Source organism: Paenibacillus graminis, from assembly GCF_000758705.1.
GTDB classification, from domain to species: Bacteria; Bacillota; Bacilli; order Paenibacillales; family Paenibacillaceae; genus Paenibacillus_AQ; species Paenibacillus_AQ graminis.
On record NZ_CP009287.1, the window covers coordinates 4654006 to 4668340 of the forward strand.

Consider the following 14335-nt stretch of genomic DNA (forward strand, 5'->3'; position numbering starts at 1 on the left):
CTCCCCTAACCTTCGTTATCGGACTTGCGCCGTGTAAACAGACGGATTGGTGTGCCTTCAAAATTGAACGCAGCGCGGATCTTGTTCTCCAGATACCGTTCATAGGAGAAGTGCATCAGCGAAGGATCATTTACAAACACCACAATCGTCGGCGGCTTCACGGCTACCTGCGTCACGTAGTTGATGCGCAGGCGCCGGCCTTTATCCGTTGGCGGAGGATTAATGGCAACAGCATCGGAGACCACATCATTCACCAGATGCGTCGTAATCCGCAGCGCATGCTGCTGGGCTACATGCTGAACTACCGGCAGCAGCTTCTGCAGGCGCTGCTTGGTGAGCGCAGACAAGAAGACGACCGGCGCATAAGACATAAACAGGAAGTGGTCGCGGATTGTGTTTTCGAAGTTCTGCATGGTTTTGTCATCCTTCTCGACAACATCCCATTTGTTCACCACAAATATGGAAGCCTTGCCCGCATCATGGGCATAACCGGCGATATGCTTGTCCTGGTCGATAATGCCTTCCTCGCCGTTGATGACGACGAGCACAACATCAGCTCGCTCAATCGCACGCATAGCCCGCATCACACTGTATTTCTCTGTAGTCTCATATACCTTGCCGCGTTTGCGCATTCCGGCAGTATCGATCAGCACATATCTCTGCCCATCCCGTTCAAAAGGCGTATCAATAGCGTCCCGGGTAGTACCGGCGACATCACTGACGATTACACGTTCCTCGCCCAAAATGGCATTGACCAGGGAGGATTTGCCTACATTCGGACGGCCGATCAGTGCCACACGAATGATATCCTCATCGTATTCCTCTTCCACAGGCTCCGGCAGACGCTCGGTAACCGCATCCAGCAGATCGCCAATCCCCGTGCCATGGCTGCCGGATATTCCGATGGGATCGCCAATGCCAAGGCTGTAGAATTCATAAATATCCTCTGTACGTTTCATGTTGTCAACTTTATTGATCGCAAGAACAATCGGCTTGCCGGAGCGGAACAGAATCTGCGCTACCTCTTCATCCGCATTCGTCAGCCCGCTTTTTGCCTCGCACATAAAGACGATGACATCCGCTTCTTCAATCGCCAGCTCCGCCTGAACGCGGATTGATTTCAGAATTGCATCTTCACCGTCAATTTCAATGCCTCCGGTATCGATGACACTGAAGGATTTGCCGTTCCAATCGGAAACGCCGTAAATCCGGTCGCGTGTAATCCCCGGTTTATCTTCTACGATGGCCAATCTATCGCCAATCAGCCTGTTAAATATCGTCGATTTACCGACGTTAGGCCTCCCAACGATGGCCACAACGGGTCTTGCCATATTCATTCCTCCTGTCTTCCTTACGCTACTCATCATAGCAAAAAACCATTCAATTGGCTAACACCCTAACGCTTGGTCCATCCCGCTGTTTCCGCGCGGAACGGGTCCTTAAAATACAATCGGCGAACCCCCGTATCGAGGGTTCGCCGATTACTATACCCGTATATGAGCGGAAATACGAAGGGATTAGTTATTGCCCTTGAATTTGTCCAGCTTGTCGCCAAAACGTTCAGCCAGCGTAAAGCTGAGTCCTTCATTGCTGAGCGACACGTTAGGGTTGTTCAGCACTTCTTTTGGCGCTCTGTCTCTGTTGTTGCTGCGTTCTGGTCTAGCCGCTTGAGCAGGAGCTTCTTCGGTTTCCTTGATGCTCAAGCTTACGCGCTTCTCGGATGGATTGAAGTCCAGAACCTTAACCTGTACCTCTTGTCCTTCTTTCAGCACTTCATGCGGAGTTCCGATGTGCTTGTGGGAGATCTGGGAGATGTGCACAAGGCCTTCCACGCCTGGAAGCAGTTCAACAAATGCTCCGAAGTTCACGAGGCGTTTAACTTCGCCTGTTACTACATCGCCAATGTTGATTTTGCCTGCAGCAGAATCCCAAGGACCTGGAGCGGCAGCTTTGATACTGAGGCTGATTTTGCCTTTTTCAGGGTCAACCTTAAGTACTTTAACCTTAACCTTTTCGCCTTCAGAAACCACATCAGAAGGTTTCTCTACATGATTCCAAGCGATTTCGGATACGTGAACCAGACCATCAACGCCGCCTACATCAACAAATGCGCCGAATTGAGTCAAGCGTTGCACTGTACCTTCAATGATTTGTCCTTCGGACAGCTCGGACATAATCTTCTGCTTGTTGGCTTCGAATTCTTCTTCCAGGACTTCTTTGGCAGAAAGAATAACCTTGCTGTTCTCGCGGTCCAATTCTTTCACTTTTACGCGAAGTGTGCGGCCTTTATAGTCGCTGAAATCTTCTACGAAGTGACGTTCAACCATGGAAGCCGGAATAAATCCGCGCGCGCCAACATCAGCCACGAGGCCGCCTTTGACAACATCAGCCACAGTGACTTCGAACGCTTCCTGGGACGCAAAATATTTTTCGAGATCTTCCCATGATTTTTCGCTGTCGATTGCACGTTTGGAAAGCACGAGGCTTTCTTTGTTGTCATTGATGCTGACAACCTTGCATTCCACTTCTTGTCCAACTTCAACCGCTGCAGCAGCGTTGTCCAGTTGTACGGAAGACAATTCGCGAATCGGAATCACGCCGTCGTATTTATATCCAATGCTTACATAAGCTTGGTTATCTTCGATTTTGACGATTGTTCCTTTCACGGTATCGCCTTTTTTCAGAGAAATGATTTCCAAACCTTCTTGGCTAGTCACTTCTTCTTCGTTGCCAGCAACTGCTTCTGTAGCACCGTTAGTCTCTTCAGCTGCGGTTTCCACAGTTTCGGTTGCTTCTACGGCTTCGTTGTTGTCAACGTTTGCCGCAGTTTCCTGATTTCTAGTTTCTTCAGACATGTGATTACCCTCCTCGATTCAAAACCCCATTTATTTAAACCCGCGTAGAGCAGAGTTCAAAACAAGCAATGCATGATGCACTTACACTTTCACGTTAGTATGTTCCAAAAAATAGCGGTTATGCCGTTATTTAATCAGCAGAACATCCGCTTGCCTGCCACTGCTTAGTTCACAGTAGGCTTTCCGGTCTTTGCCATCTCACGAATGCGTCCCATAATGACATCGGTGACTTCTTCCAGAGATTCGCTGCCTGCGCCTGCAAATGAACTGAGATCTATGGGAGCCCCATAAATGACGGTCATCCGGCGAAAAGGCTTATAAGACCCGACAATTGCGGCAGGAACAACTGCTGCGCCGCTGCGAAGCGCAAAACTTGCTGCGCCCTTCTTCGCCGCACCGGAGTCTGACTTTCGTGTCCCTTCCGGAAAGATGCCCATAACATGTCCGCTGCGAAGCGTATTAAGGGCCGTTTTGATGGATTCTTTGCTAACGCCGCCACGCTTGACCGGAAAAGCACCCAGCTTGTCAATAAGCCAGCCCAATACCGGAACCTTGAACAGCTCCGCCTTGGCCATGTACTTCACCTGGCGTCTCAGCTTAATTCCGATGGTCATCGGATCAAGCAGACTGATGTGGTTGGCGCACAGCAGCACTCCGCCTTCCTCCGGCACATTCTCTTTCCCTATAATCTTAAGCGGAAACAAAATGGCGTAAATGAAGCGAAGCAATCCACGGCATATCACATAAATCATAAAGGATTTCTCTCCCCGTCTACATAAGATCTGCAGCGGGAAACGATCGCTTCTACGGCTTGATGGATATCCATATGCGTCGTATCCAGAAGAATGGCATCCTCTGCGCGGCGCAGCGGTGAAATCTCCCGTCCTTCATCCAGACGGTCCCGCATGGCGATATCATGTTCAAGCTGCTGGAGCGTCACTGTTTCCGCATCTTTCAGTTCCTTGTAACGGCGAAGAGCCCGTTCTTCCACACTCGCCGTCATGAAAATCTTCACTTCGGCATCCGGCAGTACGGTTGTCCCGATATCGCGGCCGTCCATCACCACTCCCTTGCGAAGCGCCATCTGGCGCTGCAAATGGCTCAGCCTGGATCTTACACCCTCAATCTTCGAATACTGCGACACCAGGCCGCTGACCTGAAGACTGCGGATATGCGGAGTCACGTCTTCCCCATTAATCAGCACTTTCTGCACATCCTGCTCCGGGATCAGCTCGATCACCATGTCGCGGACCTTCAGATCCACCTGCTGATCATCTTCAGCCGGAATGCCTTCACGGATCATATACCAGGTAATCGCCCGGTACATAGCGCCCGTATCAACATAAATGTAGGACAGCTTCCTGGCTACCAATCGGGCTACAGTGCTCTTGCCTGCCCCGGCAGGTCCGTCGATGGCGACGTTAATTCTGTCGTAAGTATGTGCACCCTGCCTATCCAACGGGGCATTCCTCCTCAAACACTCTTTCAGTTAGCAAAAAAGTTTGCTGTTATTATCAAGAAAAAAGCAGGCATTGCCTGCGACTTATAAAATTATACCACAGTTTATAACTCAGTGCAAAATGGCACAGAGGGTTTTATACAGAAAAAAGTGTCTGTTTTCGCCTTTTTTGTCCCTTTCACCGGTTGCGGAAATCGAACTGGCGCTCAAAACAGTACCGGATAATTTTTTGCCGCTCCGAATCTGTAATGGATGCGAATTTCAGCATCACCAGATTGCGGCCGGTTTCCAAAGTCTTGATCCGCACGATCTCACCTTCGAAGTTCACATGCTCCGTGCTGCCGTTCCGGTAGGGAATCATTAGCCAGCAGAAGAGCTTCCCTCCTACCTCAAGCTGTACCTTAGCATCGCTCAGAAATGAAGTTCCGCCGCCCCCGATATCTTCAGTACGCACCAGAAAACGGCTGCCGAGGGCATCTTTTACCGCCAGTTCAAGCTCGGCATTCACCCGGAAGAAGCTGCGGCGCTGAATTTTGAAGATGGAATCTGCCGCCGGTTTTCTTATTTTGACCATACGGATCACATCTTCTTTGAAGCCAATGACATGGGTATTAAAATAATTTTTGATCCCGCCCTCTGTGAGAAAATAGACGGAGAGCTCGTCCCCGATAAACAGCTTTTTCAGCCTTCCGTTGTTTTCCTGCATCGGGACTTCAATCAGAAAAGCCTCTTCTTCCATTTCTGCAATTCTGGATCTATATTCCACTTCTGCCTCAGCAGCATCGCTTGAAGCAACCTGTATATATAGATATTCGTTGATTTTCGGATACAAGCCTGTCACCGCCACATGATTAAGTTATTAATTCTAAAGCTGATTATAGCATGGAGGTTAAATACCTGGTGAGAAATATTATTCCGGTTTTGAATCACACCAAAAAGGCGCATTCCATAACGGACTGCCCCTTCATGATTGATCAACGTATTATACGGAACAAATTATTTATCCTGTGCCCCTGAGGAGGTTCTGATCTCTTCCACCGCTTCCTCATGGCCGTCTGCCGCATTTAAGTAAATCCGGTACTGCGAGCCGTTGATTCTGCCTCCGAACTCATAGGTCAATACCTCTTCGGCATCTTCATTTTCAATCAAGGCCAGCCTGTTGTACATCTCTTTGAATTCCGGATGCAGCACTTTGCGGGCAGCGGCCAGTGTCATCCCCGGTTTGGGAATCTTCCGCTTCTCCTGCCGTTCACGGACATAATCGCTTGCCTGAAAACCTGTGGCATCCCCGGTATCCAATCCAACGCGGACAGTTATTTTCTCCGGATAGATCAGTACCCCGTCACGGCTTGTTACAAAGGTCAGGTTGCCCAAATTATCGTATCTGTCTGCACTTACAGCCGTCATGCTCGGATACCCTTTTTGCTCCAGGAAGGCCCCCGCTTTGGCAACGGCCTGTTTCATCGAGACTTGAGCCGGACCGACGCTTCGGTTGTCATTATAGGAGATCAGCAGTCCACCCTCCACAGTAAAATCCATACTGATCGGCTGTTGGTGATTCTGGCTTGAAACCGTAGCGGTATAGGATGCCCACTCGGTTCCCTTGCCGTTCTCCTTAACTTCTACATTCGCATTCCTGCCGATATCGGCAAATTTGAGCGCTTTGCGTTTCACATCTTCGGCTGTAACCGGCTTGCCTCCCAGCTTTTTCACAGACCGTTTATCATAAATGCTGGCTACAGAAGGTCCATAATCCAGTTCAGGATAAGCAGCCACCCGTTTGTCCACCGTTTTAAAGCCGTCGATAATCGTGTTATCTTCCGCCTTATCCTCTGTTGCCAGTGCAGATTCTACGTCCATCCAGCGGAGCCTGCTCGTGATGACTTTGTTCTGTACCTCCTGCAGATCCTTGGAGATTTCACCCGAGTTCTTATAGAGCGCCTTTAAATTGCCAATTTCATTGTCAGTGAGCGGTTTCTTGGTAAAATCGCGCACCGCAGCCTTGTAGGAGAAGTTGGCGATTTTTGATAAAAACTCCTCTGTTTCACTGAATGGCAGCAGGGTTAGCGGCAGCTGATTGATCTCATTTTGCGCTTCACTGGTCAACCGCCAGACATTCACAAGACCTTTGCGGTGCATATCATTCGAAGTACTGTTAACAGCCAGAGTATTCCCAAGCTCCCCGTGCAGCTGCTCCACGTGATAGGAGAGGTCATGAAAGGCCCGCTGGTACTGGTTCTCCGCTTTGATCAGAATCGAGTTCTTTTCCTGGTTCTCCTGGTACCCCCACACAAGCGCTCCGACCAGCAAGAGCGCGGTAATCGGGAACATTAAAGCACTTAATCTTTTGTACATAGGACCGCAAGACTCCCTTCAATAGCTTATTGCCGTTAGTTTGACAATAACTGAGAAGTCTTATGCACCGGAACGGCCTGCAACTTGAAGAGAATACTTCCAAAAACCCGGCTAAGCCCGTTCTTCAATCTCAAAGCCGCTGCTGCTGTTACAGAGACATTGCTTGAAGCCGGTCTGGATAATTCCCTGCTCCTTGTTTCCTCTTAATATGTAGCTTTCGCCGCACTGTTTGCAGATGATCCGGACTTTTACACGCAAAAAAAGACACCTCGCTCCTCTCTGGAATTCCTTGCATACGGAACTATCCGATAAGATTAAGTGTGTCCACCTCTACTATAGGTTAATCTCTTCTTCACGCTTTAGGAAGCGGAATGGGGAGCGGCTGTTGGCACGGGCAACCTTGCCCATCCCGCCATACCATAATACGGCCATCAGGGGCACGATGAACCAAATCCAGGTATTGGTCATCGTACTGAGGATAAAATCATAGATTCCATGCCACAACCAAGGCAGCAGCAAGGATATGAATAAAATCCCTCTTGTCCGGACTCCTCCTGAGAACTTGGCCCTGCCCATATGGTATCCCATAATGACGCCAAACATAGCATGCCCCGATACCGGAAGCAGCGCGCGCATGAACATAGAGCCGATTGAAGCGTGGCTGTACCAGGCATACATTATATTTTCTATTGTTGCAAAGCCTAGCGATATCGCTACAGCATATAGTATTCCATCATATGGCTCGTCAAACTCGGTATGATTGTAGATCATATGGTACAGCACAAACCACTTCAAGCATTCTTCTACGCCGGACGAAATCAGAAATGAGTCAACGTAAGGTCCGCCGTCCAGTCCAAGCACAAGCCCTCTTTGAATAATCATAATGGGAAACACAATCAAAAGACCCAGCAGAAACACCTTCAGAACCATATGAAGCGGCTCCTGATCATACTTGTCCTTTAGATAGAAAAAAGTCAGCAGGGCAAGTCCCGGTGCCACTGCTGACGAAATGACCGATAACAAAAGCACCGATTCCCCTCCCCGCGTCTAATTATCCTCTGTGCATACTGCCCTAAGATAAACGGAAAAGGGCCCTGAGTAATGCTCTTCCAAGCCCTTCCACCGTTATTGCTGGCGTTTGAAATGAGTGCAGATCAGTTCTATAGCATTCTCCGGCATGACCGTCTTACCATACTCAGCCAGCATAGCTTCGGTTACCGGCGACGAATCGCCGAACTCGGAGAGCACACCGACAAGCCCGGACAATGTGGCTTCCTCAAATTCCTTCGGATCAAAGTAGAGATACCATATATCATTATAAGAATACAGTTTTCCTTGAGAAGTAATATTGCCGATGAGCACATGAGCTGCTTCAACCAAAGCCTCAAAATCACGGAATGCATATACAATGGAATCGCTTTGTTCCAGAGTTACTTCCATTTCGTAAATTTCCTCGGGCAATTCTTCTTCACCGGACGCACCGTACTGATGGTGATCATATTTTCCCCTAGTCACTATAACGACCATGCCTTGCGCGGGCAATGCGAATACTTCCACGGCAAGCGGACCTGTAGCGTCGAAACCAAGTTCACTGTACGCCTGATCCATCATTTCCGTAAACAAGTCATGCACCTTGGGAACTTCCTGCCACATATCTTCCTTCTGGATGCCCCGCTCGCTCAGGTCGTCAAAAGTGAGGAAAATCCGTATCTTATCTTGACTTAATCGCTCTATTCTCATGACAGGATCCTCCTTTTGCAAGCTCATTTATTATAATGTATGATGAGTCCCGAGTAATGAGCCAAAAATAGTTACTATGTATGTATGTTATCATTTTGCAACGGCAAATGCACGTAAATAAAAAATTATTTCCGGAAGCGGTTTGCTAAAAAAAAGAATCATTTTGACGACACTTGATCCCCAAAATGATTCTGCTGCAGCTTACCCGCTTTTACAGTCCCGGTATGGCGGTATGTGTATCCTTGAGAATTTGCTCGACTTCATGCTTCACATCAGGGTTGCTGCGGATAAAATCCTTCAGCATTCTAAGATTGTTTTCCCTGTTTTGGGCGTTGGTTTCTCCCTTATGTTCACTGCTGCTATGGGCACTGTGTGCCCCGCTGTCATGATTCCCGCTGGAAGCCGTTCTTCCGAAGCCGGTCATGGCCATGTCCATGATTTTATCCTTCGCTTTATCACCGGCGCCGCGCATCGAACCGTTCTGCTGAAGCAGGCCCGACATCAGGGCTCCCCGTTTTTTGGACATCATCATACTGACGGCTGCACCCAGCAGCACTCCGCTTAAAAATGACGAAGTATTCATATCTCTAACCTCCTTGTATGGTAAAATCATGTTTAGTGTTCGCGGAAAGATTGCGGCTCATACAGCCAAACAACAAGAAAGCGAGATGAAAAAAGTGGGTAAAACAACATCAATGCTGCTGCTGTCCGCTCTTTTGCTGTCAGCCTGCAGCAATGGCGGCAACAGCGGGAATACAGCGGCTGAAGCTACAGTGCAGCCCACAGCAGCTGCCGCACAAGCAGCACCGGAGCCTTCGGCCAAGGCCACCGCTAGCCCGGAAGCAAGCTCAGCCCCTGAGGCGGAACCGTCTGCCGCACCGGCCACAGCGGGTGCAGCCTCAAGCACCGCGCCGCAGCCTGCAGGCAACAACGTTGCGGTGTCCGGCGAGCAGCCAGCCGGCGGTGATACTGCCGCCGCAGAAGTCCCGCTGCTTTACCACATGAACAAAAATTATGACATTGTACCCAATGAGGAAGGCACTAACAAAAAGGTCGTCCTGCTCACCTTCGATGATGGACCAAAGGAAGCGGATATGATCAATTCCCTGATCGATACACTCGATAAGCATCATGCGAAGGCTATTTTCTTCGTAAACGGCTACCGCGTGAAGGAACACCCTGAGCTGCTGAAACTCATCAAAGACCGCGGCGGCATTATCGGCAACCACAGCTGGGACCATATCGTACTGAAGGACAAGCCAGCCGCTGAAGTGAAGAAGCAGATTGAGGATGTGCAGAATATTGTCAAGGAAGTCACCGGTGAAGCTCCGCACTTCTTCCGTCCGCCCCATGGGGCAGGCGGAGATGTAGGCAAGAAGATTGCTGCTGAAAACGGCCTGCTGTATATGACCTGGTCCGTCGGCTCCCTGGACTGGGAAATGAAGGAGAAGGACAGCAACAAAACAGCGAAGCTGATCACCAACGTGACAGATCAGCTGCATTCCGGCAGCAACATCCTGATGCATGAGCTTCCGTGGACCGTAGAAGCGCTGGATAAGCTGCTGACCACTCTGGAGGGCAAGGGTTACAGCTTTGTCGATCCCCGGAGCATCGAACTCAAGATGCGCTAAGCTGCTGCAGAACTTGCTGCTGCAATGAGCAACACGTGTATAGTTGCTGCGGCAATGGACAAAAATGGATGGGTACTGTCGGAGCTGCCTAATGAGCAACACGGCTTCGAGTATAGTTGCTGCTGCAACAAGTAGAAACGGGTACCGTCCTTATAGGGCGGTACCCATTTTAACGGGATAACTTATAACGCGAAGCATATAAATTATATTTTGAACAAAACGGCTGCGCTGTCCTTCAGTTGCACGTGTCCGTGCAGCCGTCTTTGATTTCAGTCAAGCGTTACCTGGAACGACTCCCATGAATCCTGCGGTAACTCCAAGTGGAAGAAAGGGAACTCATTTACCTCTGCCGCCCACTTCTGAATAAATCAAAGGTATTTTTACCTCTCTTTTCACTCAGCCGCCTATTCCTAGCCAAATCAAGGGTATTTTTACCTCTCCTTTCACTCAGCCGCCTACTTCTAGCCAAATCAGGGGTATTTTTACCTCTCCTTTCACTCAGCCGCCCACTTCTGAACAAATCTAAGGTATTTACAGCTTCAGCCGTTGTTTTCGGACAGACTGGAATGCGGTACGCTCTCCCGCATAGCATGGTTAGGACATCCATTGTTGACCGTGCATCTTGTGAGAGTTCCTTACAACACGATGAGTTCCCTTTAAGGCCCTTCCACGCTAAAGCGGACTGCGAAAGCCGTTATTGGCGGAGGTGTCATTCATTCCGCCAATGCGCCGTTCCCCAATCCGCCATTCCGCAGCACAAACGGACTGTTTCTCCCATAGAAGCTATATAAAATAAACGGCTCCGTCGTCCATCAATGGACAACGAAGCCGTTTGAGGTGGGTTGAACAAAGAGTTTCCGTTACAGGACCGATTCCCCTTCATTTCAAGCTGAATGAAAGGTTTAACAGATCTGAATCTGAACCGGCAGGAAGTGTTGAAAGGCGGATTGGAATACCAGCCGCTTCACATCAACCCTCATGCGGGGTTTTCAATCTTACGGCTTTTTAATGTTCTACTGTGTATCTGCCGCAGATACTAACAGCGCTGCCCTGCTCCACGGCGGAGCGTCAGAACATGCATTTCTGCGCGGCTCCCCCAGCGCAGCGGAAGATGAGCGGTGCCGAAGCCGCGGCTGATCAGCATTCTGGCTTTTGTTCCGGAGCCGTCTTTTCTCGGAATAACATAGTGGCCGGCGTTATAGTGGCGGTAGAAAGGATCAACATGCCTATGGCCGACAAAAGGCAACACCACCTGGCCGCCATGGGTATGGCCGGCAAGTACAAGGTCAGCCGGGACTTCGGATTGCCGGGACAGCCAGAGCGGATCGTGGACAAGAATGATCCGGAAGAGCGCGGCCTCTGCACCGGACAACGGCGGCAGCGGCCTATATGCCTTCTTGCCGCCTGTGCGCGGAAAATCCACCCCGGTAAGCAGGAGCATGCCCCCATTTTTTTGTATCATAATGTTCTCATCCTGCAGCAGCTTTACTCCACAGCCGCGTATGATATTGTCCACAAGCGTTATATTCGCCCGGTAATCATGATTCCCGTGCACAGCATAGGCCGGTGCGAGCGCCGCCGCCAGTGTCATATTATCATACAGGCGTTTCATGGAGGCGCCGTTTTCCGTCAGGTCTCCTCCAAGGAAGACGGCATCTATATTCCCTTTCACCGGACTCAGCAGCTTGGCTGGAAGGCGGCGCCGGTGAATGTCTGAAATAAAAAGGATGCGGAAGCCGTCCAGCTCCTTCGGGAGAGCCTCAAGAAGTATTTCCTCGGCAATAATCCGGTTTTTAAAGGCAGCTGCCAGCATAAGAGATCCAAATAACACCAGAAGCAGCATGCAGATTCCCGCAAAACCCAGCAGCCATACAGCTACCATAAGGTATTTAGATCCGGCGCCCCGATAAGTCCCCACCACAACAGGAAGCCGAGCAGCAGCATAAAAATAATTATTAATGAATTAATGAACATTTTGCTGAAACGCAGCCGCTCGGAGGGGTAGCTTTCGGTCCGGGAAGGTGTGGCGGTATCTCCGTCCACAGGGCTTTCGTCCCGTTTGGACGCTTTCCTGGACGGTGCTGTGGAATAGCGGCTTTTTCTCGACAGAGTACCTGATCCCGCTAGGGGCGTTTCAGCGGCTGTCTGGGATGCGGATGGCACCCGCGATCGATTTTTCCTTTTGGCGGCAGAGGGTTGTTCAACTTTATTCGGTTTCTTGCGGGACTTCACCCGGCTAAGTTCTTCACTCATGACGACCTCCGGTAACGGATCACAAGACCCGAGAACACATCAATAATAAAATGGCACAGAATCGGTGCCCAAAGCGTTCCGGAATGAATATATATGTAGCCCAGACCATAGCTGCTGAGGAACACCCATCCCGTTGGAATCCAGTGGCGCAGGTAGCGGACATGGATCACGGCAAACAAAATGCTGGTCCAATAAGGCCCAAACGTATGCTGAACTGCTCCCCGGAACAACAGCTCCTCGCAAACGGACACAATGGCAGCAATGACAAGTATGTGCCATAATGGCCTTTTACCGAATAACAGCTCATTAATCCCTCCATCATCCATGCTGTCTTCAGGAACAATATGGGTCAGCAGGAAGTCCACTACCAGCATAATTACAGCGAGCCCGAGGGCCCAAAACACAAAATGTGCGTTGTCCGGAAAATTTAATATGTGAATGGGGTTTCTTTTCTGCAATAATATCCATATCAAGCCGATAAATAAAGTAAGACCCTGCGTTATATAGAGATTAAGTAAAAGAAGCTTGTCAGTTAACTGCTGAGGATCAGCTTTTTTGATCTTGATATCGCCAATTTTGAATTTTTTCATCGTAACCTGCCTGTTCTATATTGTTTTTACATAAGATAATTTCCCTAGACGAAGGAGCATTAATTATGAACAGCCGTACCTCCCGCACTCAAATGTTATACACACTAGGTTTTCTATTTTTTCTGATTTCTGCATTCGCCGCTTTTTTTACGGGAGTGAAGGTCGGGGCAGACAAGACAGAGGCTAAATACGCACGCCTCGACAATAAAGAAGCTGTTGAGGAATTCTCCGGCTCCTATCAGCAGCAGGATCTGGTTACCTTCTATCATAACGTATTTTTGCCCTACCGGGAATTCAAGCGCAATTGGAACGATGAGCTGGGCAACCTGGCCCGCAGCACAGATGCGCGTGAGAACGCTGCAACGTTGAAGAATCTCAGCATTCTGGCAGACAAGCAGTATGACAAGGTGACACAGGATTCCATTTTTACAAGTTCGCCTTTGCTTTATGAATCCCAGTTGAATATCCTGAAGAGTCTGACCTTGTTCTCCCAGGCCTCCAGTAAGGTAACCGCAGGCACATCGGGGGCTGAAACGGCAAAAATACTAAAAAACGACAATTTTACAGCCAGTGCGGTCAAGTTCGGCCTGCTGGCGCAGAAAAATTTCTATGACTCCATGCTCAAATGGGGAGCTAAGAGCAGCAGCAAAATCCCTGCGGAAGCCGGAGAGCTGAAAACCCTCTCTTTCGTGCAATGGAAAAAGATGCCCCTGCTGCTCAAAAACGCATCCATCGCTGACATTATGCTCAACCGTGCAATCTATGCAGCATATGACCCGCAGGATATTACGGCCAAAATTGACGATATGATCTATTCCGGCACGGCCAGCTCGCTGAACCTTAAGGATGTTCAATCCTCCGTTTCCCTTCTAATCTCCACGGGAGCAGTGCAGGAACAGGATTTCATGAAATGGCGCGAACAATATTATGGCAAAGAAACGATGCCCCAGCTTCCGTTTTTTTATGAGTAGCTGCCTATGCCGCTCATATCGCGGTCCTCAGGCGATGAAATTTCGGAAAGGCACCCTCCATTGGGCTTTACCAAATCCGGGGTTTTCATAATGATGCTGTACACATCGGACAGTGATATTACAGTTAGAACCAGCTATTGCATCATAACGAAAAATGAGGTTCACTTCAAGACAGCGGCTTTGCAATAAGCCTATTGACACATCTGGCGCCGTCATGTTACATTATGAAAAATTAATCAAGCAAAACCGATGATGGAACAAAGATTCTGCAAGTCTTCAGAGAGCCGGTGGTTGGTGCAAACCGGTGGCAGACAGAACTCTTTAGCGCTCCTGAGATATTGTGTCGAACCTTACAGTAGGCATAATCGGATCATCTCCGTTACCAGTGTGGCCTTGCAGGCCAATGAGGCTGCTTCTTCAACGTTGCAGTGAATTAGGGTGGTACCACGACAACTCTCGTCCCTTACTACGGCAGTAGTAT

The 14335-nt window shown here is 49.4% G+C and carries 15 protein-coding genes and 1 other annotated feature; of the genes, 2 read left to right on the top strand and 13 right to left on the bottom strand.

Going from position 1 to position 14335, the window contains the following annotated elements:
* Positions 1 to 5: 5 nt before the first annotated feature.
* The 10 genes from der to PGRAT_RS20030 form a co-directional block, all read right to left on the bottom strand.
* Positions 6 to 1331, bottom strand: coding sequence for a ribosome biogenesis GTPase Der (der, locus tag PGRAT_RS19990; protein WP_025709306.1), 1326 nt, complete (start codon positions 1329 to 1331; stop codon positions 6 to 8).
* A gap of 186 nt (positions 1332 to 1517) precedes the next feature.
* Positions 1518 to 2855 carry a 30S ribosomal protein S1 gene (gene rpsA / locus PGRAT_RS19995; RefSeq protein ID WP_025709305.1) on the bottom strand — a complete coding sequence of 446 codons (1338 nt, stop codon included), beginning with the start codon at positions 2853 to 2855 and terminating at the stop codon, positions 1518 to 1520.
* 164 nt (positions 2856 to 3019) lie between these two features.
* Positions 3020 to 3607 carry a lysophospholipid acyltransferase family protein gene (locus PGRAT_RS20000; RefSeq protein WP_025709303.1) on the bottom strand — a complete coding sequence of 196 codons (588 nt, stop codon included), beginning with the start codon at positions 3605 to 3607 and terminating at the stop codon, positions 3020 to 3022.
* On the bottom strand, positions 3604 to 4314 hold the full coding sequence (cmk, locus tag PGRAT_RS20005) for a (d)CMP kinase (protein WP_025709302.1): 711 nt from the start codon (positions 4312 to 4314) through the stop codon (positions 3604 to 3606). The genes PGRAT_RS20000 and cmk overlap by 4 nt, the downstream gene beginning before the upstream one ends.
* A 178-nt stretch (positions 4315 to 4492) precedes the next feature.
* The gene (locus PGRAT_RS20010; protein ID WP_025709300.1) at positions 4493 to 5146 is read right to left on the bottom strand and encodes a flagellar brake protein; all 654 of its coding nucleotides are present in this window, start codon (positions 5144 to 5146) and stop codon (positions 4493 to 4495) included.
* A gap of 164 nt (positions 5147 to 5310) precedes the next feature.
* Positions 5311 to 6669: a germination protein YpeB gene (ypeB, locus tag PGRAT_RS20015; RefSeq protein ID WP_025709298.1), complete on the bottom strand. Its 1359-nt coding sequence runs from the start codon at positions 6667 to 6669 to the stop codon at positions 5311 to 5313.
* 111 nt (positions 6670 to 6780) lie between these two features.
* Positions 6781 to 6927 carry a hypothetical protein gene (locus tag PGRAT_RS33770; protein ID WP_167337233.1) on the bottom strand — a complete coding sequence of 49 codons (147 nt, stop codon included), beginning with the start codon at positions 6925 to 6927 and terminating at the stop codon, positions 6781 to 6783.
* Between the two features lie 75 nt (positions 6928 to 7002).
* Complete coding sequence (gene prsW / locus PGRAT_RS20020; RefSeq protein ID WP_025709297.1) at positions 7003 to 7698, bottom strand: glutamic-type intramembrane protease PrsW; 696 nt, start codon at positions 7696 to 7698, stop codon at positions 7003 to 7005.
* 96 nt (positions 7699 to 7794) lie between these two features.
* Entirely contained in the window at positions 7795 to 8409 is a 615-nt protein-coding gene (locus tag PGRAT_RS20025) for a genetic competence negative regulator (RefSeq protein ID WP_025709295.1), read from the bottom strand.
* A 211-nt stretch (positions 8410 to 8620) separates the two neighbouring features.
* A complete protein-coding gene (locus PGRAT_RS20030) occupies positions 8621 to 8992 on the bottom strand; it encodes a hypothetical protein (RefSeq protein ID WP_025709292.1) in 372 nt (123 codons plus the stop codon).
* Positions 8993 to 9077: 85 nt separating this feature from the next.
* Between PGRAT_RS20030 and PGRAT_RS20035 the strand changes: the two genes are divergently transcribed.
* Complete coding sequence (locus PGRAT_RS20035; protein WP_411830933.1) at positions 9078 to 10040, top strand: polysaccharide deacetylase family protein; 963 nt, start codon at positions 9078 to 9080, stop codon at positions 10038 to 10040.
* 1036 nt (positions 10041 to 11076) lie between these two features.
* Here the strand turns inward: PGRAT_RS20035 and PGRAT_RS20040 are convergent.
* From PGRAT_RS20040 to PGRAT_RS20050, 3 genes are read right to left on the bottom strand one after another with little or no spacing between them, the layout of a single operon-like run.
* On the bottom strand, positions 11077 to 11922 hold the full coding sequence (locus PGRAT_RS20040; RefSeq protein ID WP_025709289.1) for a metallophosphoesterase: 846 nt from the start codon (positions 11920 to 11922) through the stop codon (positions 11077 to 11079).
* Complete coding sequence (locus PGRAT_RS20045) at positions 11916 to 12293, bottom strand: hypothetical protein (protein ID WP_025709288.1); 378 nt, start codon at positions 12291 to 12293, stop codon at positions 11916 to 11918. Before PGRAT_RS20045 ends, PGRAT_RS20040 begins: the two co-directional genes overlap by 7 nt.
* Complete coding sequence (locus tag PGRAT_RS20050; protein ID WP_025709286.1) at positions 12290 to 12883, bottom strand: CPBP family intramembrane glutamic endopeptidase; 594 nt, start codon at positions 12881 to 12883, stop codon at positions 12290 to 12292. The genes PGRAT_RS20045 and PGRAT_RS20050 overlap by 4 nt, the downstream gene beginning before the upstream one ends.
* A 65-nt stretch (positions 12884 to 12948) precedes the next feature.
* Between PGRAT_RS20050 and PGRAT_RS20055 the strand changes: the two genes are divergently transcribed.
* The gene (locus tag PGRAT_RS20055; RefSeq protein WP_025709285.1) at positions 12949 to 13854 is read left to right on the top strand and encodes a hypothetical protein; all 906 of its coding nucleotides are present in this window, start codon (positions 12949 to 12951) and stop codon (positions 13852 to 13854) included.
* 240 nt (positions 13855 to 14094) lie between these two features.
* Positions 14095 to 14321: a binding site (T-box leader), on the top strand.
* The last annotated feature ends 14 nt before the right edge of the window (positions 14322 to 14335 follow it).

Excerpts from the sequence above, each read along its gene's own strand:
- ypeB (WP_025709298.1), bottom strand. The coding sequence starts at position 6,669 with ATGTACAAAAGATTAAGTGCTTTAATGTTCCCGATTACCGCGCTCTTG.
- rpsA (WP_025709305.1), bottom strand. The coding sequence starts at position 2,855 with ATGTCTGAAGAAACTAGAAATCAGGAAACTGCGGCAAACGTTGACAAC.
- PGRAT_RS20040 (WP_025709289.1), bottom strand. The coding sequence starts at position 11,922 with ATGGTAGCTGTATGGCTGCTGGGTTTTGCGGGAATCTGCATGCTGCTT.
- PGRAT_RS20045 (WP_025709288.1), bottom strand. The coding sequence starts at position 12,293 with ATGAGTGAAGAACTTAGCCGGGTGAAGTCCCGCAAGAAACCGAATAAA.
- der (WP_025709306.1), bottom strand. The coding sequence starts at position 1,331 with ATGGCAAGACCCGTTGTGGCCATCGTTGGGAGGCCTAACGTCGGTAAA.
- PGRAT_RS20030 (WP_025709292.1), bottom strand. The coding sequence starts at position 8,992 with ATGAATACTTCGTCATTTTTAAGCGGAGTGCTGCTGGGTGCAGCCGTC.
- PGRAT_RS20035 (WP_411830933.1), top strand. The coding sequence starts at position 9,078 with ATGAAAAAAGTGGGTAAAACAACATCAATGCTGCTGCTGTCCGCTCTT.
- PGRAT_RS20055 (WP_025709285.1), top strand. The coding sequence starts at position 12,949 with ATGAACAGCCGTACCTCCCGCACTCAAATGTTATACACACTAGGTTTT.
- PGRAT_RS20050 (WP_025709286.1), bottom strand. The coding sequence starts at position 12,883 with ATGAAAAAATTCAAAATTGGCGATATCAAGATCAAAAAAGCTGATCCT.
- PGRAT_RS20000 (WP_025709303.1), bottom strand. The coding sequence starts at position 3,607 with ATGATTTATGTGATATGCCGTGGATTGCTTCGCTTCATTTACGCCATT.
- PGRAT_RS20025 (WP_025709295.1), bottom strand. The coding sequence starts at position 8,409 with ATGAGAATAGAGCGATTAAGTCAAGATAAGATACGGATTTTCCTCACT.